Source organism: Bacteroides sp. L008, assembly GCF_040812255.1.
Lineage (GTDB): Bacteria > Bacteroidota > Bacteroidia > Bacteroidales > Bacteroidaceae > Bacteroides > Bacteroides vicugnae.
In genome coordinates this window covers 4,153,507-4,174,905 of record NZ_JBFNXO010000001.1, presented here as the reverse complement: position 1 = coordinate 4,174,905, position 21,399 = coordinate 4,153,507, and the positions used below count along the sequence as shown (strand labels likewise).

Sequence of the window (21,399 nt, the reverse complement as noted above, 5' to 3'; positions counted from 1 at the left end):
TATATTATTAGGCACGGATTACACGGATTTCACGGTTTTTAGAATGATGGAGTATGTAAAACAACAGCGTTAATCCGTGTAATCCGTGCCTTAATTTACTATATGAGCAATAATGCATGAAGCGGCTGTAGATAGAATAACTAAAATGATAAGTATGAAGATGAGATATAAATTCTGGGTATGGGCGTTGTGTTTGGTATTCCCGACATTGGTGTGGGCGGAAAGTGCAGCGCGCACATGCACTTCTTTTACACAACAAGGCCGTCAGGTGACTTTTCACCTGACGGACAGTGCTGCGTTGCAGTTACAGCTTTGTAGTCCTTCGGTAGTCAAAGTTTGGTTTTCGCCCGATGGACAACTGCAACGAAAGAATGCTTCTTTCGCAGTGATTAATGAAGAGTTGGAAGATGTAGGAACCGTCCATGTAGACGAACAGGCAGCCTGTTATGAGATCTTTACTCCGAAATTGCGTATTCGGGTAAATAAATCTCCGTTGAGTCTTCAGATATTTGATAAGTATCAGAAACTCCTGTTTAGTGATTATGCCGACAAGGGGCATGTGAGTGAAGGAACAAAGAAGACGGAATATAAAGTGCTCCGTCGTGACGAGCATTTCTTCGGACTGGGAGAAAAGACAGGAAAAATGGACCGTCGTGGCGAATCTTATAAGATGTGGAATAGTGACAAGCCCTGTTACAGTATAGTGGAAGATCCGCTCTACAAGAGTATTCCTTTCTTTATGAGCAGCTATCGGTATGGTATTTTTCTTGATAATACGTACAAAACGGAATTTAAGTTCGGTACGGAAAGTCGTGACTATTACAGCTTTGAAGCTCCGAACGGTGAAATGATCTACTATTTTATCTTCGGCAAGGACTATAAGGAGATTATCAGCCAATACGTCGGGCTGACGGGCAAACCTATCATGCCGCCGAAATGGGCGCTGGGTTTTGCTCAATGCCGTGGTCTGCTGACAAGCGAAAAACTAAGCCGCGAAATAGCCGAGGGTTACCGGAAACGTGGAATCCCTTGTGATATTATCTATCAGGACATCGGCTGGACGGAATACTTGCAGGATTTCGAGTGGCGCAAGGGAAACTATGAGAACCCGAAGAAGATGCTTTCGGATTTGAAAGGGATGGGTTTTAAGGTAGTTGTATCTCAAGATCCGGTAATTGCACAAGCCAACAAAAAGCAATGGGAAGAAGCAGATCGTTTGGGTTATTTTGTAAAGGACAGTACGAACGGCAAAAGCTACGATATGCCCTGGCCTTGGGGTGGCAACTGTGGAGTAGTGGATTTTACCCTGCCTGCCGTAGCCGACTGGTGGGGAACCTATCAGCAGAAACCGATTGACGATGGTATCTCCGGCTTCTGGACGGACATGGGCGAACCTGCCTGGAGTAACGAAGAGCAGACGGAACGTCTCGTCATGAAACACCATCTGGGTATGCACGATGAAATCCATAATGTCTATGGATTGACTTGGGATAAAGTGGTGAAAGAACAATTTGAAAAGAGGAATCCGGACCGTCGTGTGTTCCAAATGACTCGTGCTGCTTATGCAGGGCTGCAACGTTATACGTTCGGCTGGACGGGTGATAGCGGAAACGGAGACGATGTACTGCAAGGTTGGGGACAGTTAGCCAATCAGATTCCTGTAATGCTTTCCGCCGGATTAGGATTGATACCGTTTTCTTCCTGTGATATTACCGGTTACTGTGGAGATATTGAGGATTATCCGGCTATGGCGGAACTCTATACCCGTTGGATACAGTTCGGAGCATTCAATCCTTTGAGCCGTATTCACCATGAGGGAGATAATCCGGTGGAACCGTGGCTTTTCGGTCCCGAAGCAGAAAAGAACGCAAAGGCAGCTATCGAGTTGAAATATCGTTTATTGCCCTATATCTATACTTATGCCCGTGAGGCTTATGATACAGGATTGCCTATCATGCGCCCTCTGTTTCTCGAATATCCAATGGATATGGAAACTTTTTCTACGGATGCTCAATTTATGTTCGGTCGTGAATTACTGGTAGCCCCTGTGGTGAAGAAAGGTGCCCGCACAAAGAACGTGTATCTTCCCGAAGGTACATGGATAGACTACAACAACAAGCAGACAGTCTACACCGGAGAGCAGTGGACTACGGTTGATGCTCCCTTGTCTTCTGTTCCTATGTTTGTGAAGCAAGGTTCTATCATCCCCACCATGCCGGTGATGAACTACACTTATGAGAAACCGGTATATCCACTTACTTTTGAAGTCTTTCCCGCACAGGAAGGTGCACAGGCTATTTTTACTCTCTACGAGGATGAAGGGGAAGACTTAGGATATCAGCGTGATGAATTTGTCAAAACGCCGATTGTTTGTAATACTTTGGCGAATGGATATGAATTGACTGTCTCTGCCCGTGAAGGAAAAGGCTACACTGTCCTTGGTCCGAGAAATCTATTATTCCGTATTTATTCTGCGAAAGCTCCGAAAGAGGTAACTGTTAAAGGAAAGAAGATAAAAAAGGTAAAACCGGAACGCTTGGAAGAAAATTTGGAGAATGATACGGAATCTGTATTATGGAGTTGGGATAAAGAAACCGGTGTATGTAGTGTGCGAATACCTGATAAGGGGGGTGATGAACAGATTATGATTGCTTTTTAACTAAGCAGTGAGCTGTTGGTAAGCTAATATTCAGAACTTTTCTTTCGTTTTATGTGGATAATGTGTATATTCGCACGAAACTCATATCAGAAATGTGTAAATTATCACATTTCTGATATCAAAAATGTGATTCATTATGTTCGAAAGAGATATTCTCAGGCAATTGGCAGCATGGAAAATGGACGTGAACAGGAAACCGCTCGTTATTCACGGGGCTCGTCAAGTAGGAAAGACATGGGCTTTGAAATATTTCGGGAAGGAATATTTCGAGGATGTCGCCTATTTTAGTTTGGATAAGGATGAAAGCGGGCTTTGCGATATCTTTAAAACGACCAAAGACCCTAGGCGGATTATTCAGCAATTGTCTTTCTTGCATGGAAAGAAAATCAATCCTCAAACGACTTTACTCATATTGGATGAGATTCAGGAATGTAATGAAGCACTGAACGCACTGAAATATTTTTGTGAGGAAGCTCCCGAATATGCGGTAGCTTGTGCAGGTTCTTTATTAGGTATTTATTTGAATCATATTGGCAATTCCTTTCCGGTGGGAAAGGTGAATCATCTGTCCATGTATCCGCTTACTTTTACGGAATTTCTGAAGACAAAAGATTTGAATATGTATGAGTATATGCGTTCTATTAAGGAAATAGTTCCTCTTCCTCAAATATTTTTCGATAAGTTGCGTGAATCATTTGTTGCCTATTCCATTTGTGGTGGTATGCCCGAACCTGCTACTCTGATGATTGACTTCAATGATATGGAAAAGGTGGATTCGGCACTTCGGGATATCTTGAATGACTATGCACTGGATTTTGTAAAACATACTACATCGGCATTGGCTCCCCGCATTAATTATGTATGGAATTCCCTGCCTTCACAATTGGCGAAGGAGAGCCGTAAGTTTGTTTATCAGTTGGTACGTCCCGGCGCCCGTGCTCGTGAGTATGAAGATGCTATTTTGTGGTTGGAGCAGGCGGGACTTATCAACAAAGTTGTATTGAGCAAATCACCCAAATTACCATTGAAAGCATATGATGATTTGAGTACATTTAAACTTTACGCATTAGATGTAGGACTGTTAAGGCAGTTGTCGGAGCTGGATGCAAGTGTTTTGCTTCTGTCTACTCCCGGGTATATGGAATATAAGGGAGCTTTGGCAGAGAATTATGTGTTGCAGAGTCTTACAGCGCAGTTCCAGGCATCTTTTCGGTATTGGACTTCCGGCAATAAGGCTGAAGTGGATTTTCTGCTTCAATACGATAATCATATTTATCCGATAGAAGTGAAAGCTGACCAGAGTATAACAGGTAAAAGTCTGGTTCAGTATGAGAAGCTTTTCCAGCCTGCTTGCCGGATCCGGTATTCAATGCTAAATTTGAAACAAGATGGTAATTTGATTAATATCCCTCTGTTTTTGGCGGATAAGACAAAAGAACTATTGAAGGATAAAAGTTGAATGAGCCTTCTGAAGAAATCAGTAGCCTTCTTAAAAAATGATGATTCTTAAAAAAGGAATATTTAATCATTGGAGAAGTACGTGAATTGCAGTTTGGTAAAGAAAAGCCGGAAAATGTCCAGCATTTGTAATTACACGATTTTTTATTTCTGCTGTTTCGAAAATATACCAATCGAGCTGCGGTAGATTTTTGATTATTTTTGTTATTTGGCGAGTAGATGCCCGAATAACTAATCATTTTATTGTTTTTTCCTTTCCGATATATTATGTTAAACTAGAGAAAAAATGCTTCTTAATAGTCCATTTTTATCTTCTTCACCGAGGAGCGATAGCTTCCTCGGTGAAGAACAAGTCGATGCACACCGAGGAACACTTCATTGGTTTTAAAGCAATGAACGGTTTCTGGATAGAGAAAGATGCATATTCTGTTTGCTTTTATGCAATATTAGGCATCTTTCTGTATGCTCATGCATTTATTTATGCAGTTTATTTTCTGGTTCATTATTTTCTAATTAGCTATTTCCCTACAGAATATTAAAAATAGAACATTGAAAGTATATATTATCAAGTGTATAATTATTTAAAAGACACTTATTGATGGAGGGGCGTTCGGTACTGAATGTTCGGCTATAGACAGCGGGTGCTTATATGTGAGTATGGATGAGATGCAACTATATCTTTCCGGTTAATATTTACTTATTCTTATTTAGTAGGGTCCCTACTTTATTTTGTTTTTAATTAGAAGAAGTTATAAAAGTAATTTTCATTTTTTGTGTTTTTATTTTCCTCATATTGCATTGATATATCAAAAAGAGTGATATATTTGCAGTGTAATTGAATTGATAACTGAAATTTATTCTTTAACTTTTTAGAATAGTGTGTTTAAGTAGGGACTGTATTGTATGGATAGAAAATCAAAGGATATAAAGAGAATAAGTGATATTGCCATTATGCAATCTGGCATATATATGAAAAGTGATCCGGCAGGTAATATAAAGTATTTGCAGGTTAAGGATATTAATCCGGGGAGTAAACCTGATTACAGTCGGATCACTACAGTGGAGGATAGAGGGATTGGTGATCAATACTGGTTACGGAAAAATGATTTATTATTTGCGGCTAAAGGAGCCTCTAATTATTGTTTTTTGTATGATGGGTTAGTGGAAAAGATGGTAGCTTCTTCGTCATTCATTATTATACGTATTATATCAAAAGATATACTACCAGAATTTCTTTGCTGTTTTCTCAATACCCCATCTGTTCTTAATAAATTGAAAAACTCATCGGTAGGTACAGGAATTCAGGTAATTCCCCAATCGGTACTAAGTGATCTTCAGATCGGCATACCTTCTATGCAGACACAACAGCTTATTGTACAGATGGATCAATTGAGAAGAGAGGGGGAAAGTATTTACAGTGAAATCAATGAACTAAAACGGAGTTTGCAGGAACAGTTGTTGATGGATTCTTTAAAATGAAACATGTTATGATAGAAATTGCATATTATATAGCGAGTAAGGCGAAACAAATTTTAGGTGGAACGCTTTCTGTCAATCAGTATAAGGATTATGTACTGGCTCTGCTATTTCTGAAATCTGCAAATGAGTACTACAAATCAAACGATTCTTTTCAATCGGATGAGAATAAACCTCTCCTCCGGTTGTTGGTGTCTGAACGTAGTTCTTTTGACTATCTTTACAAACAACTTGGCTCGGCGGAGCTTGGTAAGTTGATCAATGTTGCTCTTTATGAATTAGAGCAAGCAAACAGCCGTGTAATTGAAGGTTATGAAATTAATAGAGCCATCAACTTCGAAAGTAATATATTGGGAGATACGAATGAGAGATTGGGTAAATTGCATGAACTTCTTCGTCTGTTTCAGAAACTGACATTAACAGATGATGCCGGTAAGTTAATGGATATCGGTGCTTTATATAATCAGTTATTGTACATTTTTGCCGAAGAGGCGGGTAAGAAGATAAGTAATGTCCTTACTCCTAAAGAGGTTATTGGTTTGGTGGCGGAATTGATAGGTAATAATAAAGATAATAATAGTTTGTGTGATCCGGTATCCGGCAGTGGTACTCTACTAGTTGAAGTTGGTAAAAGGGTTGGAATCAGAGGAGTTGGTATTTTCGGGCAAGAGGCAAACTGGAATCAATATGCATTGACAAAAATGAATCTGATGTTGAATGGATTCAAAGATTCCACTTTTTTTTGGGGAGATAGCCTTAGTAATCCTAAACTGACGGATGGCGACCGGTTAAAGCAGTTTGATATTGTTGTTTCTATACCACCATTTGCAGATAAATGGGCAATAGAGGAAGCTGAGTTTGATCGTTATGAACGCTTTCAATATGGTATTCCTCCTAGAAGTCAGGCTACATGGGCATATATTAGTCATATTCTGGCAAGTTTGAAACCTAATGGGCGGGCTGTTGTCGTGGTTCCGGCGGGGGTTTTGTTTCGTACCAGTGAAAGTAAGATACGGCATCAGATTATTGAGCATAATTTGCTTGAAACGGTTATTGAGTTACCGCAAAATCTGTTTTACGGTACGGCTATTTCTACGGCTATTCTTGTTTTCAGAAAAAACAGGGAGACGACGCAGACTTTGTTTATGGATGCGCGTAAAGGATATATTTCGAATAAAGGTATTTATAAACTTTCGGATGCAATGGTCGAACAGCTTTTAAACACTTACAAGGGTTTTCTTAGTGGTGAACAGGTTTGGCAGGAAAATAGTTGCCCGGCTTATATTGCTACGCAGGAGGAGGTTCGAAACAATAAGTATGATTGGCAGACTGTCAAATATGTGGAGGAGAAGATTGAAAGAGTGGAAGTTGATGTAGAAGCAACTCTGCAAAGAATTGAAAAATTAGAGAAGAGACTGGAGTTTGTCAATGAACAGTTAGAGTATTGTACACAGCAATTAATCAGGCTAACAAATAGAAAATAGATATACCATGGGAACTATAAATTCTATAATATGTGCTATTATCAGTGCACTATTTACAGTCTTTTTGGCACACATGTCAAGAAGAAAAACCAGAGTGACGATTTACTGTATGGAAAATACGTTATTGACACAAAGACCGAATGTTCCGGGCCTTGCAGTTTTTGTGAAGTATGAAGATACGACGCCCATTGAAAATCTTTGGAGAATATGTTATATGCTAAAAAATACAGGAAATCAGAATATTGTAGGTGAGGGAGCCCAGTCATCTTTGGTGACTAAAGGGCATGGACTTCCTTTGTATACGAGAAATATAAAACAGATTATTCAAATATCCGCAACAGATAATAGTATAGCCGAGTTGAAAGATAACGCCCTATATTTTAAACAATGGTTGCCGGATGAATATATCACTATTGAAGCTTTGGTGGAAAGCGCAGGTGAGAAGCCTGAATTGTACATTGATAAGCGTGATATTATTAATGCTAAAGTTATTGTTAAAAACAATATCAATAAGTGATTTTTCATTTCGAAGTGGTAAATTGAATAGCGTTTGTCCAAGTTGGAACTTTACCCAATCAATAGTATGAGCTCTTTTTTTAGTCTTTTTTACTTATGTTCTTGGAATAAGGTCTTATCTTTGTTCCTGTCTGAAAAAAGAATGAACTGTTTAGGTTGATAGTTAATGTAATACTGAATCATTGAAAATAAATAAAGTCATGAAAAAGATTTGCCTTCTTCTCTTTTTGCTTTGTACTTGCATTGCTCAAGCACAAACTGTTTATCGCACCGACAAGGATATATCTTATGTTTCTGGTTCCGAAATGGATGCCTATCGACTGGAACGTTGCAAACTGGATATTTATTATCCCGAAAATAAGAAGGGTTTTTCAACTATCATCTGGTTTCACGGCGGTGGTATGGAAGGTGGAAATAAATTTATCCCCAAAGAACTGACAGAACAAGGGTTTGCAGTAGTGGCGGTAAATTATCGTTTGAGTCCGAAAGCGAAAAATCCGGCTTATATTGAGGATGCGGCTGAAGCTGTGGCATGGGTTTTCAAGAACATCGAGAAGTATGGTGGCCGTAAGGGCCGAATTTTTGTTTCCGGTCATTCTGCGGGAGGTTATCTTTCGTTGATTCTGGCAATGGATAAAAAGTATATGGCAGCATACGGAGCAGATGCTGATAGCGTAGCTGCTTATCTTCCGGTCAGTGGCCAGACGGTGACACATTTCACTATTCGCAAGGAGCGTGGTTTGCCCAACGGTATTCCGGTGGTTGATGAATATGCTCCGGTAAATAAGGCCCGCAAGGAAACAGCCCCTCTTGTACTGATAACGGGTGACAAGCATCTGGAGATGGCGGCAAGATATGAAGAAAATGCACTGTTGGAAGCTGTCCTGAAAAGTATAGGTAATAAAAAAGTGACGTTGTATGAAATGCAGGGATTCGATCATGGTCAGGTGCTCGGTCCGGCTTGCTATCTGATTGTAGATTATGTGAAGAGGTTTAAATAATATAGTTATAAATAATAATAGATTGGAAGATGAAAACACGTAGTGATGCTTTTCAGTTTGAGAAAGAATTGGATTGGGATAAACCGGCTCCGGGAATCCGCCGCCAGATAATGGGGTATGACGGGCAACTGATGATGGTGAAAGTGGAATTTGAGAAAGGTGCCGTCGGTTCTGTGCATCAACATTATCATAGCCAGGCTACTTATGTCGCAAGCGGCAAGTTTGAATTGAGCATTGGCGACCGGAAAGAAATTCTCTCTACGGGCGACGGTTATTATGTAGAACCTGATCAGCCTCATGGATGCGTTTGTCTGGAAGCAGGTGTATTGATTGATACATTTAGTCCTATGAGGGCTGACTTTCTATTGTAGTATCTGGTAGAAAGTCAGATATGTATGGTATGAATTTACCATATATGTGGTATTTACCTTGAACAGAATCTCCACTATCTTTGTACTATATTAAAAACAAAAGAAATTAAAAACAGATATATATGGAAAAGATAGCAAGAAAATTGACGGATTTGGTAGGTAATACTCCGTTGTTGGAACTTAGCAATTATAACAGGAGTAATGATTTGAAAGCTCGTCTGATTGTAAAGATTGAATCTTTTAATCCTGCGGGAAGTGTTAAGGACCGTATCGCATTGGCTATGATTGAGGATGCTGAAACGAAAGGTGTCTTACAACCCGGAGCAACGATCATTGAACCGACCAGCGGAAATACTGGTGTAGGATTGGCTTTTGTTTCAGCAGCGAAAGGCTATAAACTGATTCTGACGATGCCTGATACAATGAGTATTGAGCGACGTAATCTTTTGAAAGCCTTGGGAGCGGAATTAGTGCTGACTCCTGGTGCGGATGGCATGAAAGGGGCAATTGCCAAAGCGGAAGAATTAAAAGCTGTAACTCCGGGAGCTGTCATCCTACAACAGTTCGAGAATCCTGCTAACCCTGCTATGCATTTACGAACTACCGGTTTGGAAATATGGAGAGATACCGAGGGGAAAGTCGATATCTTTGTAGCAGGTGTAGGTACTGGCGGGACAGTTAGCGGTGTAGGTGAAGCGTTGAAGATGCGTGATCCGAGTATAAAGATAGTGGCAGTGGAACCATCTGATTCTCCGGTACTGTCGGGAGGAAAACCTGGTCCTCATAAGATTCAGGGGATCGGTGCAGGATTTATTCCTAAAACGTACAAAGCCTCTGTCGTAGATGAAATTATTCAGGTGCAGAATGACGATGCTATTCGTACGAGTCGTGAACTGGCCAAGCAAGAAGGGTTGTTGGTCGGCATATCTTCGGGGGCAGCTGTATATGCTGCTACGGAACTGGCGAAGCGACCGGAAAATGCGGGAAAGATGATCGTTGCGTTATTGCCTGATACAGGTGAACGTTATCTGTCTACCATTTTGTATGCTTTTGAGGAATATCCTTTGTGATAATACTGCTTTCTTTCAGATAAAAATAACTGCTCTTTTTGATTCAAACGATTGTCTTTTGTTGTAGACATACAATCATTTGAATCAAAAGGAGCAGTTTGCACTAATAATGTACACTTACTTATAAATGCTTATTTATAAGTAATCGTCAATACTTGATTTCCGCATTGCATACGAAAATCCCCCTGTTCCAGCACCCATTGTCCATCAGCATTGACAAAAGCTAGGTCGCTGTCTTTGATGGATAGAGTGACGGTTTGAGTTTCGCCCGGTTGCAGTTCTACCTTTTTGAAGGCTCGTAACCTGCGGTTTTCAGGAGTAAGCGAGGCCACAAGATCACTGCTGAACAGCATGACGACTTCTTTTCCGGCATATTTACCGGTATTGGTTACGTCTATGGAAAAGTGCAATTTATCTCCTGTGCTAAACGAGGACTTGTCCGTTTGGAAGTTGCTGTATTCAAAGGTAGTGTAGCTCAATCCATATCCGAAAGGCCATTGAACGGAGACTACCGCATTGTAGTCGTAAGCTCCTTCCATCTTGTCCATTTCCTCGCTCACCCGATAATCGTAGGTGGTCAGTGCTGCTTCGTGTCGCGGATATGTGTAAGGCATCTTGGCACTGGGGTTCACGTCTCCTGCCAGAATGTTTGCCAATGCGTCGCCACCGTAGTTTCCGGGTAATAGAACGTTAATAACAGCATCAACCAATGGTTCCAAGTCGTTGATAATACGGGGACGGCCTTCGTTGAGTATCAGGATAATCGGTTTTTCCGTAACGGCAAGTGCCTTTACCAATTTGCTTTGGTTGGCAGAGATAGCAAGTTCGGAAAGGTTACCGGGTGTTTCGCAATACGAATTTTCGCCGATACAGGCGATAATAATATCCACATTGCGGGCTGCTGCGACAGCTTTCTCGATTTCCGGTTCATTTTCTTCCATGTAAGCACCTTCGGGTTTGTAGGTTACTCCCTGTTCCAGACGGACATGATCGGTTCCGAATTTGTTGCAGATTGCTTCATAAATGGTGTTATACTTGTCGGCAAATCTGTCGGTCAGATGTCCTTGCCATGAATAGCTCCAACCGCCGTTCAAGCAACGCATGGAGTTAGCGTTCGGACCGGTTACCAGTATCTTTTTTCCTTGAGGAAGCGGAAGGATGTTATCCTTATTCTTTAGCAATACTTCCGATTCTTCGGCTGCATGAAGTGCGATAAGTGCATGCTCCTTGCTACCGAAGAGAGGATAGTCTTTCAGCAAAGTATTCGGATGGTCGAACAGACCCAGGCGGAACTTTAATCTAAGTACGCGGCGGACGGCATCGTCAATGCGGCTCATGGGTACTTTCTTTTCTTGCACCAACTCTTTTAGTAATGTACAATAATTGAGATCATACGGTTCCATAGCCATGTCTATGCCTGCATTAATTGCCATTTCGATGGCTTCTTTCTTATCCGCTGCCACATGTTCGCGGGTATAAAGATTGTTGATGTCCGCCCAGTCGGTGATCAACATTCCGTCCCATCCCAAGTCCTCTTTCAGCCATTTTGTAAGGAGTTCGTGGTCGGCATGCACAGGCTTCCCGTTGATGGAACCGCTGTTGACCATTATAGTCAGTGCGCCTGCTTCTACACAGGCCTTGAACGGAGCAAAGCATTTCTCACGCAGTTCGGAAACGGATATATAAGCCGGTGTGCGGTCTTTGCCGGTACGTGGTATGCTGTATCCCATGTAATGTTTTACGGATGTAGCAATCCGATCAGCGGGAATATGGTTAGGATCGTCTCCCTGAAAGCCTCGAACAGCATTACTGCCCATAATGGCATTGACTAAACAGTCTTCTCCATAGTTTTCCCACACACGTGGCCAACGGGGATCGCGCGCCATATCGACAGTGGGGGAGTATGTCCAGGGACAATTGCTTGCTCTTGTCTCATAAGCCGTTACACGTGCCGCTTCGTAGGCCAATTCTGGATTGAACGCAGCACCCATATTGATGTTCTGGGGAAAGAGGGTGCCTCCTAATGTATAGGTAGTACCATGATTTTGATCCAATCCGTAGATGCATGGAATGCCAATCTCTTTCATCGACAGTTCTTGTATCCGACTGATAATTTCGTTCCATTTTTCCGGGCTTTGTGCCACAGGGCCGGGAGCGTTAAGAAACGAACCTACCTTATATTCGGCAATCGCTTTGTGGAGTTTTGCCTCGTCCAGTTGGAATTCTCCATTCACCATATCTCCCAATACATCAATGGCAAGCTCGGTCATTTGCCCTATCTTGGCGTCAAGGTCCATCTTTGATAGAAGCTCTTCCACTTGTTGCTCTATTTTTGCGTCTTCAGGAATGGCAGTGGGGACTGCCTGTTTGGAACAGGCAGTCATTGCAATGGATGCGGACATTAAGATAATATTTCTTAGTTTCATTATGATTTATTTTTTAAGTAGCATAGTTTATCCAATCTGTCATTCATTATTTCACGGTTATTAAATCTACATAATAGCCATGTCCCGTACATAAGAATCCGTCTTCAGTTTGAATCTTATTCAGCATGTCTTGTGTCAGTACCAGTATGTATTCACCGTTTTCCGTAAATTCTATCTTATCTGCCAGACCAGCCCACCAACCTGTGGCAAGTTGCATCTGATGATATTCGGCAGTAGGCTCTATGGAGTAGACTACTTTCAGTGTTGATCCGGCTGTGATACCGGCAAACACATCCTTCGGAATCAGACCGAAACTCTTGTTGGGATCACCGTCCGGCTTATCCCACGAAACGTAATGATGTCCCGACCAAAGCGTTATTTCGGTAGATACGGTAACAGTCTGCTCGGTAGTCGTAGTATTATCGTTCAAGAACTGTACAGCCTCTCCGCTACGGGTCTTGCCTGTCATCGTATAGCTTCCATCAGACAAATCCGGACAAGTCAGTGTAATCTCCGTAGAAGATTGGTTGTTGAATTGAGACACTGTCTGCCCGCCGATGGTTAGAGAAGCGATGTTGTCGAGATTGATGCCGGAAATGGTCCAGTCCGTGTTGGCAGTAGCCCGGTTGGCTCCCGAAATGATTAAGGAAGACTTAGTCACTTTTACCATGTCGGCTCCATATTCATTGCCTTCGGAATCTTGCAGAACGATGCGGTAATCGCCTTCGTTTACGTCTGTCGGAACAGTGTATTCCAGATAGTCCCCATCTTCCGATTCAACATAAGTGGGATCGGTGACCGTGCTTCCTCCCAAGAGGATGGCTGTTACATTCTGTAGATTATTGCCATATAGACGGGCAGTCTTACCGGGAGATACAATCCGTTCAAAGGCTACTTCCTTGGATTGGGGGTCATCTGCCAATGGGTTGACCAATACCAATCCTTCACGGGAAGTCTTTTTCCCTTTCACGGTTTCTACTTCTATCTTCAAATTATATGTACCGGCTTTCAGACTGCGGTTCATTTCCTTGTCGGAGCCGGTACCCGATTCTACTTCCTGCCCGTCAATAAACCACGTGACTGTGGTGTAATCTTTCGGAGTCACGGTCAGCGAGATGGATAGATTTGCATCCCGGCTGATGTTGGCGAATGTAGCCAATTGACCATTTGTTCTGTCAGGGAACACCGGATCAAGGATATGCGGATCATCATTCTCTGTTACCGTAGCGAACGGTTCTTCGTCGGTGCATGCAGTAAATGTGGAGCCTACAGCGAGTAGGGCAAATAGTGCAATATATATCTTTTTCATAATGGATGATTATTTAATAGTTAGTTTTCAGTATCCCACCACAGAAGGATATGCCAATTATCTGTTCCTCCCATACGTTCAATGGCTTCGTTATAGTTATTCTTATTGTATGAAGATTCCAATACAGGATAGCAGAGGCGAACCGGAATGTCCGTGCCACCGGTGAGATATTGTCCGAAACCATATTCTGCCGGTGATTTCAATTTCGGATAACCGGAACGACGCACATTTGCCCAACATTCGGCAGGGTTGGTGAAGTGAAGAATCCATGCCTGTGTGTTGATGGCTTCGAGTTTCTGATTGTCCGTGTGCCCGAAAGCCCCTTTGTTTTGAATGAATGCATCAAACTCTTCATCGGTGATAGCCGTGCAATCGTAGTTGTCTGTCAGGAAATCCATAGCCGCACGCACTCCTTGCTTGTACAGATTTTCTGCCGAAACACTGCCGACGTTCCATTTTTTTACGGTAGCTTCCGCCATCAGCAACTTCACTTCTGCAGAGGTCATCACTACACCCGGATTGTCGCTTTTAAGGAAATTATTGGCAAGTTTGGGTTCCACTTCACGGGCCATAGTCGCCGTGACGGCAGGATTGTTGACGGCTAATGCCGCACAAATATCGCTGTCGTAACCCGTAGGCCACGGTTCCCACGAATAAGCACCCGGGTCGCGCGGACTGAAAGCAATTCCTTTGTCAATCATCTCTTGAGTGATGTCGACACGATTGTCGGTACTGGTGGCACTCATCAGTCCGTCGTAATAGCAACGGGAAATTCTGAATGTACGGGGATCGCCGGAGTTGTATAGCTGATTAAAGAAGGTAGAGCAGAGATAACTTGGATTGTTGGCGGGGTCGTTGCCGAACAACAGTTGCGGCAATGAATTTCCGCGGTAGTCAGAGTAAGCTTCTTGTCCGAAACTAAATGCTATTGTCATGTATTTGATGAGAGCGTCGCCGGAAGCGTCCGTTATCACACCGCCGTTGGCAGTTAAAGCGTTTTCAAATTCCGTTTGTGCCTTTGTCGGGTTGACATTGGAGATTCGCATGGCAAAACGAAGGCGAAGTGAGTTTGCCAATTGTTGCCATTTAACCACATCACCGGCATAGATGAGGTCGCCTGTCACTTTATCTTTGGACGGATCGATTTTATTGACGGCATCTTCCAGTTCCAGAAAGAAAGCGTTGTAAATATCTTCCTGTTTATCATACTTCGGATTGAACTTCCCTTCGAGGAATCCCAGTCCGGCTTCACTGAAAGGAGCGTCTCCGTAAGTGTCGGTGATGATAGACATCAGGTAAACCCGATAGATGCGGAGCACAGAGTTGATATTCACTTTCTCTGCATCTTCGGCTGTACGATATTCAGCGTCGGTAATGTTCTTCAGAGATTGGGTGTAGAAAGATGTCCAGATACGGCTCATTTCATTATTGTCCACTGTGTGGCGGCCACCATAGTTAGTGGTGTTCCAGCATCCCATCAGTTGTTGGGTGAACGCATAATGGTAGTTACGGTAGATCTCTATCATGCCCAAGTCTCCGTATGTTTGCAGTTGGGCAGTGGTGAGCTGTGCATTCGGGTCGATGGTAGCAGCCTTGGAAGGGTCGGTGTTCATGTTTTCCATGTATTCATCGCTACAAGAAGCGAAAAACAGGGTGCATGCCATCATGATGATTGTGATGTATTTAGATTGTCTCATGATATATCTTTTTAGAATTTCACATTTACATTAAAACCATAGCTTCTGCGTGAAGGCAACGAACCGTATTCAAGTCCCATACCGGTGGTATTGTTGTAGTTGGAATCCGGGTCGATATTTGGAATATTCTTCCATACGATGAATGGATTGCGGGCAACGAACGAAACGGTCAGTCCGCTTATTACATTCTTTAGCCAGGATTTGGGTACATTATAACTCAATGTCAGTTCACGGCATTTCACGTATGAGTTGTCGTAAATAAACATAGAGGGTGCATTACGGCAAACGCTCATCCAGTAGTCTTCCGGATTGATGTAGATGTCGTTGGGACGATAAGTTCCATCACCGTTGTCAATGACACCCGGAGCAACGAATCCACCTGTCGGCTTCCAGTTATCGGCTCCTTTCGCAATGCCGGCTGCTAATCTTTCTTCTTCCGAGCGATACCAAGCATCGCGTCCAGCCAATGTCTCGGGACTTTTACCCGATTCGTGGGCGGCGCGGGCAGACATGGAATAGAGGTCGGCGCCTACTTTCACATCGAATACTGCTACCAACGAAATATTCTTGTAGGTAAAGTTGGTGAGCAATCCACCTGTCCAATCCCAAGAGGCATTACCCAATACGTGGTTGCTCTTGTCATATTGCGGCAGACCGGTTTGCGGGTCAATCAGAATATCTCCCTTTTCGTTCCGTTGGAAGTCCGGACCTACGATAGAACCAAAGTTTTCGCCTACCTTAGCGGCTACCTGAACGTCGAGCCAAGTCGCCTTTTCCAGTTCAAACATATCCGATTCGCCATCCAGCTCTTTTACCTTGTTGCTGTTTTTGGAGAAGTTCAGATTAATATCCCAGGAGAAATCACGTGTTTGAATCGGTCGTGTGCTAAGGGCAATCTCGATACCTTTGTTTTCTATTTTGCCGGCATTGATTAAGCGATAGTTATAACCGGTTGTCCAGGAACTTGCCATTCCCATAATCTGGTTTTTACTGATTTGAGAATAGTAGGTGAAATCCAACCCGATACGGTTCTTCAGGAATTTCAATTCCAATCCCATTTCCACAGAATTTGTTTTGGTTGGTTTCAAGTCTTTGTTGGGGATGGTTCCGTTATCGATATATCCGATGGTATATCCGGGATAAGCATATTTGGATTTCGTATAGACAAGTCCCAATTGATAAGGATCGGTATCGCTACCCACTTGCGCCCATGACATACGTAACTTTCCGTAAGGTAGGAGGTCACCCAGTTGTGTCAGCTCGGAGAACACAAAGCTACCGGAAAAAGAAGGGTACATATACATATTGTTACTGATAGGAAGGGTAGACGATTGGTCGCCACGCAACGTGGCATCCAGGTAAAGCATGTGTTTCCATCCCACGTTCACTGCTCCGTAAACCGAATTAATCTGCTTGCGGTAACTGCCGGGCACTACACTGATCTCGTTGAAGCTCGTCAATGAAGGGACATCGCGTATCTTCATGTCTTGAGCGGTGGTAACAGTGGTCTGGTTGTTCACCTTATATACATTGCCGCCCAACGTAGCGTTGAAATCGAAATCACCCCAATGGTTGTTATAGAGAGCCAACACTTCAAAATTGTACATGCGGTTGCGGAAAGCGCTGTTTTGAAGTCTTCCGGCTTCGAATCCGGGAGTGGTAGGCGCTTTGTAATCATCGAACGTGAACCAGTTGAGTTCGGCGCCCAGCGTTGCCTGAAGTTTCAGATGCTGGTCAATGTTCCATACAGCTTTGCCATTCATGCGGAACAAGTCCTTCTTGGATTTATTGAAGTTCTTATAGATATCCCAGTACGGATTCACGTTGTAGGGGTCCATACCGTTCCAGTTGGAATATTCGCCGTCGGCAGTCTGATAGGTTCGTAGCCATTCCTGGTCGTAGGTGGTGGCGAGGGTCATCAGGTTTTTACCGATATTGGACTTGCTGTCGCCTAATGCCGGACGGTTCTTCACGTCTTCCCGGGTATAGTTGACGCTGAAATCCAAGTCTACCTTTCCTGTAGACGTATTGGCACGCAGGTTGAAAATATCACGACTCATGTGCGTTTGGGGAACGATGTCTTTATTGCGCATGTCCGTATAGGTGAAGCGAATGCCGGTTTTTCCGCTGTTCACACCTATGATGGCCGAGTTGGTGGCGGTGATACCCGTGCGGAAGAAGCTGGATGTATTGTCGGGGACAATCAGGAAAGGACGTTCCACGCCGTCGAAATACTTCAGCATGTTTGAACCGTCCGCTTTGGGGCCCCAACTCTTGTTCGTGTTGGATATGGCATCATAGCTGTAAGTACCGTTGCTTCCCATACCATATATCTGTTGCACTTCGTCCCATTTGGCGAGTTGGGTGTCAAAAGTCAGTGTTCCGTTATATTCCACGCTGACTTTGTCCTTGTTGGCGCGCTTGGTTGTAATCAAGATGACACCGTGGCTGGCACGGCTACCATAAAGTGCGGATGCTGCAGGACCTTTCAATACCGACATGTTTTCCACGTCATCGGCATTGATACTTGAAATGCCGTCGCCTAAGTCGAAGCCGCCGTTTGTACCGGCACTACCGAAATTGGTATTATCCAGAGGTACACCGTCCACTACATAAAGAGGCTGGTTGTTTCCGGTCATTTCGGTACTGCCTCGCAGAATGACACGTGTAGAACCGGAAGGACCGCCGGCAGTCTGGCTGACTACCAAACCCGGCACACGTCCTGCCATGGAGTTGATGAGATTCGTTTCTTTGGCTTTGGTCAAAGCTTCACCTTTCACCTCATCAATGCCGTAGCCCAATGCTTTGCGCTCTCTCTTGATACCGAGGGCGGTGACCACTACTTCATCCAATGCTTTGGCATCTTCTTTCAAAGTGATATTCAAAGGACCTTTTCCCACTTTCACCTCTTCGGATTTATAGCCTACGTAACTGACAACGAGCGTAGCTCCTGCTTTTACGTTCAAACTGAAATTTCCATCCAAATCGGTAATGGTTCCGTTGGCAGTTCCTTTTTCCACTACAGAAGCCCCGATAATGGGACCTGTGGCATCGCTTACTTTTCCGGTTACCTTGTTGCTTTGTTGTTGAACAGCTTGTGAACTTGGTTCTGTTGCTGCATACACTTGTTGGAAACTTCCCGCCATCCCAAGGGCGAGCGTTCCGCAAAATAATAGATACTTACATTTCTTCATATTCATAGCATGTATATTTAAGATTCTTATAATATTCTCACCCAGTCGATGTACATATTTACTTTCTGACCGTCTTTCAGGCCTGTCAGTTTATTGATGTCGGTAATTCCTGTAAACGCACCTCCCACGGCGAGGTTGAACAGGACGTAGAAGTTGTCGTGAAAGTAAGGGTTCGAGCTAATGTCGAACGTATGGAACTTGACGTTGTCGACGGATATGGTCAGGCTGTTTTCATCCCAATCCAGAGAGTAGGTGTGATAATTGCCGTCTTGCAGACTGTTGGCAACATTGGCTTTGTAGTATTGCTGTTCGTGAGCCGCTATGCTGGGACCATAGTGAATGGCGGTGTTCACTTGTTTTTCTGAAATGCCCGCAGCCATTCCGCTCTGTTCTCCCATTTCCATAATATCAATCTCTCCGCATTGCGGCCATTCTTTGTCGTTATCTCCCATTATCCAGAACGCAGGCCATAGTCCGCCGTTGGTTTTGGGAAGCTTGATGCTCGCTTCTATCTTGCGATACTTGAAGCTCTTTTTTCCTTTAGAATTGACCCTGCCGGAATAGATTTTATTTCCTTTGCGTTCGGCAGTAAGAATCAGAACCGATTTGTCCCCGTCCTTTCCTACTGATACATGAGCGGCATCGTATGCTTGCAGCTCTTGATTGGTCCAACCGGGTTCATGAGTTTCTTTCGTCCATACTTTTTCGTCGAAAAAGTTGAAATCGTCTTTAAAAAGAATGTCTTGTGGATTCTCTTCCGGTTCCGTTCCAACAGAATCAGACGAGCAGGATTGTTGCGCGAAGCAAACGGATAAAAATAGAAATAGTGCTACTTTTTTCATCGTTTTAGCATTTTAAAAGGTTGAACGTAATATGTGCTTTATACTTGTAAAGTCTGGTGCAAAGATGCTAATATCAGGCTAAAACGATGGTCAGATTGCTGACATATAAGGTTTGATTGCTGACAAATCTGCTGATTTTTATCGAACTGACGTTATCCTACCCATCCTTTTTCAAAGATTGCTTCGGTGCGGAAATGAACTAATCTTAGTTTTTCTAAAACCTAATTGGTAGTATGCAATGATTTAATACTCGTTATGCATAACTTTATTCGTCTGACAGTTGTTTCTTTTTCGTCTGACAACTGTTATTCTTTCGTCTAACAACTGTCAGACGAAAAAGAAACAGTTGTCAGACGAATAAAATCATGCATCATTACAGGGCAGACGCATTATATTTTTTACTATCCCACTCCTGTTTTCATTCTATTTATATAATTGATTATTAACTTATTAATTCTTTCTTATTTCGACTATTTTCCTTATCTTTATAAGATATTATAAAACATAAACTAACATGAAAATAGGGATAATTGACCTTTGTAAACAAATAGAAGATCCTAGAATGAACCGTAAAAAAGTCCATAAAATGGAAACCATCGTCTATATATCCATTGCTGCTGTAATTTGTGGTGCCCAATCCTGGAATGAGATTGAGGAATTTGGCAATGCCAAAATTGCTTTTTTCAAAAGTCGCATACCTAATCTGGAGTTCATACCCAGCCATGATACTTTTAATAGATTCTTTAGCATCATAAAGCCCGAATATTTTGAGTTGATCTTCCGTAATTGGGTCAAACAAGTCTGTCAGGAGGTGAAAGGGGTTATAGCTATAGATGGCAAACTTATGCGTGGTCCAAGTAAATGTGACGGAGAACATACGACGGGAAAGGAAGGATTCAAATTATGGATGGTTTCCGCATGGTCCGCTGCCAATGGAATTTCTTTAGGACAAGTGAAGGTGGATGATAAAAGTAATGAAATTACCGCTATTCCATTGTTACTAAACTCTTTGGATCTCAATGATTGCATTGTCACAATTGACGCGATGGGCTGCCAGACAGATATAACACGGACCATCATTGAGCGTGACGCAAATTATATTATAGCTATAAAGGATAACAAGAAGAAAAACTATCAACTGACCAAACAGATCATTGAAGATTATCAGGATAAAGACGAAATAATCAATAGAGTCACCAGGCATGTGTCTCAAAATACCGGACATGGAAGGATAGAGACAAGAACTTGTACTGTAGTTAGTTATGGACCTATAATGGAAAAAATGTTTAAAAAGAAACTTGTGGGACTGAAGTCTGTTGTTGGGATAAAATCGGAAAGAACAATAGTGGCAACAGGAGAATATACACAAGAGGTAAGATACTATGTAACTTCAATGGATAATACCAAACCGGACGAAATTTCCTCTGCCATCAGACAGCATTGGTCTATTGAAAATAATCTGCATTGGCAACTGGATGTTACCTTTCGAGAAGACTATAGTAAAAAGGTCAAAAATGCAGCCAGAAACTTTTCCGCAGCAACAAAAATGGCACTTACTATCCTGAAGAAGGATAAAACAACTAAAGGAAGTATGAATCTAAAAAGGCTAAAAGCTGGGTGGGATGAAAAATATTTATCAAAACTTTTACAGGATAATGATTTTTAATGTGTCTGCCCTGTGCATCATTAGCCATAAATCCATTAAGCATTAAAAATAAAATTTCACAAGTTCAAAATTAGTTCATAACCAGTACGGTTATGAACTAGATCGTAAATTGAGGATTAGGCACGGATTACACGGATTTCACGGTTTTAATGCAATGATTACGCAAAGCAACTGTTTTTATCCGTGTAATCCGTGCCTAAATATATTCCTTTCTTATCTTTTAAAGGTTG

14 protein-coding genes are annotated in these 21,399 nt (G+C 42.6%); 9 read left to right on the top strand and 5 right to left on the bottom strand.

The window, feature by feature from the left end; translation table 11 throughout:
• Positions 1-145 precede the first annotated feature (145 nt).
• The 8 genes from AB3G73_RS16470 (at position 146) to cysK (ending at position 10,035) form a co-directional block, all read left to right on the top strand.
• On the top strand, positions 146-2,659 hold the full coding sequence (locus tag AB3G73_RS16470; RefSeq protein ID WP_367745239.1) for a glycoside hydrolase family 31 protein: 2,514 nt from the start codon (positions 146-148) through the stop codon (positions 2,657-2,659).
• A 136-nt stretch (positions 2,660-2,795) separates the two neighbouring features.
• Positions 2,796-4,118 carry an ATP-binding protein gene (locus AB3G73_RS16465; RefSeq protein ID WP_367745238.1) on the top strand — a complete coding sequence of 441 codons (1,323 nt, stop codon included), beginning with the start codon at positions 2,796-2,798 and terminating at the stop codon, positions 4,116-4,118.
• A 902-nt stretch (positions 4,119-5,020) separates the two neighbouring features.
• On the top strand, positions 5,021-5,596 hold the full coding sequence (locus tag AB3G73_RS16460) for a restriction endonuclease subunit S (protein WP_148367760.1): 576 nt from the start codon (positions 5,021-5,023) through the stop codon (positions 5,594-5,596).
• Positions 5,597-5,604: 8 nt separating this feature from the next.
• A complete protein-coding gene (locus AB3G73_RS16455; RefSeq protein ID WP_320996155.1) occupies positions 5,605-7,077 on the top strand; it encodes an N-6 DNA methylase in 1,473 nt (490 codons plus the stop codon).
• Between the two features lie 7 nt (positions 7,078-7,084).
• Positions 7,085-7,594 (top strand): hypothetical protein, encoded by a 510-nt coding sequence (locus AB3G73_RS16450; protein ID WP_234131814.1) that lies wholly within the window; start codon positions 7,085-7,087, stop codon positions 7,592-7,594.
• 199 nt (positions 7,595-7,793) lie between these two features.
• Complete coding sequence (locus tag AB3G73_RS16445) at positions 7,794-8,594, top strand: alpha/beta hydrolase (protein ID WP_367745237.1); 801 nt, start codon at positions 7,794-7,796, stop codon at positions 8,592-8,594.
• Between the two features lie 29 nt (positions 8,595-8,623).
• The gene (locus AB3G73_RS16440; RefSeq protein ID WP_195648748.1) at positions 8,624-8,965 is read left to right on the top strand and encodes a cupin domain-containing protein; all 342 of its coding nucleotides are present in this window, start codon (positions 8,624-8,626) and stop codon (positions 8,963-8,965) included.
• A 122-nt stretch (positions 8,966-9,087) separates the two neighbouring features.
• A complete protein-coding gene (cysK, locus tag AB3G73_RS16435) occupies positions 9,088-10,035 on the top strand; it encodes a cysteine synthase A (RefSeq protein WP_148367756.1) in 948 nt (315 codons plus the stop codon).
• Between the two features lie 131 nt (positions 10,036-10,166).
• Here the strand turns inward: cysK and AB3G73_RS16430 are convergent, their stop codons facing one another.
• Genes AB3G73_RS16430 through AB3G73_RS16410 form a run of 5 tightly spaced genes read right to left on the bottom strand, consistent with a single transcriptional unit; the run spans position 10,167 to position 19,503 of the window.
• Positions 10,167-12,461 (bottom strand): glycoside hydrolase family 3 N-terminal domain-containing protein, encoded by a 2,295-nt coding sequence (locus AB3G73_RS16430; RefSeq protein WP_367745236.1) that lies wholly within the window; start codon positions 12,459-12,461, stop codon positions 10,167-10,169.
• Between the two features lie 46 nt (positions 12,462-12,507).
• Positions 12,508-13,770: a hypothetical protein gene (locus AB3G73_RS16425; RefSeq protein WP_367745235.1), complete on the bottom strand. Its 1,263-nt coding sequence runs from the start codon at positions 13,768-13,770 to the stop codon at positions 12,508-12,510.
• A 20-nt stretch (positions 13,771-13,790) separates the two neighbouring features.
• Entirely contained in the window at positions 13,791-15,467 is a 1,677-nt protein-coding gene (locus AB3G73_RS16420) for a SusD/RagB family nutrient-binding outer membrane lipoprotein (protein WP_148367753.1), read from the bottom strand.
• Positions 15,468-15,478: 11 nt separating this feature from the next.
• A complete protein-coding gene (locus AB3G73_RS16415; protein ID WP_217720819.1) occupies positions 15,479-18,667 on the bottom strand; it encodes a SusC/RagA family TonB-linked outer membrane protein in 3,189 nt (1,062 codons plus the stop codon).
• Positions 18,668-18,687: 20 nt separating this feature from the next.
• Positions 18,688-19,503 carry a family 16 glycosylhydrolase gene (locus AB3G73_RS16410; RefSeq protein WP_148367751.1) on the bottom strand — a complete coding sequence of 272 codons (816 nt, stop codon included), beginning with the start codon at positions 19,501-19,503 and terminating at the stop codon, positions 18,688-18,690.
• Between the two features lie 514 nt (positions 19,504-20,017).
• Between AB3G73_RS16410 and AB3G73_RS16405 the strand changes: the two genes are divergently transcribed.
• The gene (locus tag AB3G73_RS16405) at positions 20,018-21,169 is read left to right on the top strand and encodes an ISAs1 family transposase (protein WP_367744371.1); all 1,152 of its coding nucleotides are present in this window, start codon (positions 20,018-20,020) and stop codon (positions 21,167-21,169) included.
• The last annotated feature ends 230 nt before the right edge of the window (positions 21,170-21,399 follow it).

Excerpts from the sequence above, each read along its gene's own strand:
- AB3G73_RS16470 (WP_367745239.1), top strand. The coding sequence starts at position 146 with ATGATAAGTATGAAGATGAGATATAAATTCTGGGTATGGGCGTTGTGT.
- AB3G73_RS16465 (WP_367745238.1), top strand. The coding sequence starts at position 2,796 with ATGTTCGAAAGAGATATTCTCAGGCAATTGGCAGCATGGAAAATGGAC.
- AB3G73_RS16460 (WP_148367760.1), top strand. The coding sequence starts at position 5,021 with ATGGATAGAAAATCAAAGGATATAAAGAGAATAAGTGATATTGCCATT.
- AB3G73_RS16455 (WP_320996155.1), top strand. The coding sequence starts at position 5,605 with ATGATAGAAATTGCATATTATATAGCGAGTAAGGCGAAACAAATTTTA.
- AB3G73_RS16450 (WP_234131814.1), top strand. The coding sequence starts at position 7,085 with ATGGGAACTATAAATTCTATAATATGTGCTATTATCAGTGCACTATTT.
- AB3G73_RS16445 (WP_367745237.1), top strand. The coding sequence starts at position 7,794 with ATGAAAAAGATTTGCCTTCTTCTCTTTTTGCTTTGTACTTGCATTGCT.
- AB3G73_RS16440 (WP_195648748.1), top strand. The coding sequence starts at position 8,624 with ATGAAAACACGTAGTGATGCTTTTCAGTTTGAGAAAGAATTGGATTGG.
- cysK (WP_148367756.1), top strand. The coding sequence starts at position 9,088 with ATGGAAAAGATAGCAAGAAAATTGACGGATTTGGTAGGTAATACTCCG.
- AB3G73_RS16430 (WP_367745236.1), bottom strand. The coding sequence starts at position 12,461 with ATGAAACTAAGAAATATTATCTTAATGTCCGCATCCATTGCAATGACT.
- AB3G73_RS16425 (WP_367745235.1), bottom strand. The coding sequence starts at position 13,770 with ATGAAAAAGATATATATTGCACTATTTGCCCTACTCGCTGTAGGCTCC.
- AB3G73_RS16420 (WP_148367753.1), bottom strand. The coding sequence starts at position 15,467 with ATGAGACAATCTAAATACATCACAATCATCATGATGGCATGCACCCTG.
- AB3G73_RS16415 (WP_217720819.1), bottom strand. The coding sequence starts at position 18,667 with ATGAATATGAAGAAATGTAAGTATCTATTATTTTGCGGAACGCTCGCC.
- AB3G73_RS16410 (WP_148367751.1), bottom strand. The coding sequence starts at position 19,503 with ATGAAAAAAGTAGCACTATTTCTATTTTTATCCGTTTGCTTCGCGCAA.
- AB3G73_RS16405 (WP_367744371.1), top strand. The coding sequence starts at position 20,018 with ATGAAAATAGGGATAATTGACCTTTGTAAACAAATAGAAGATCCTAGA.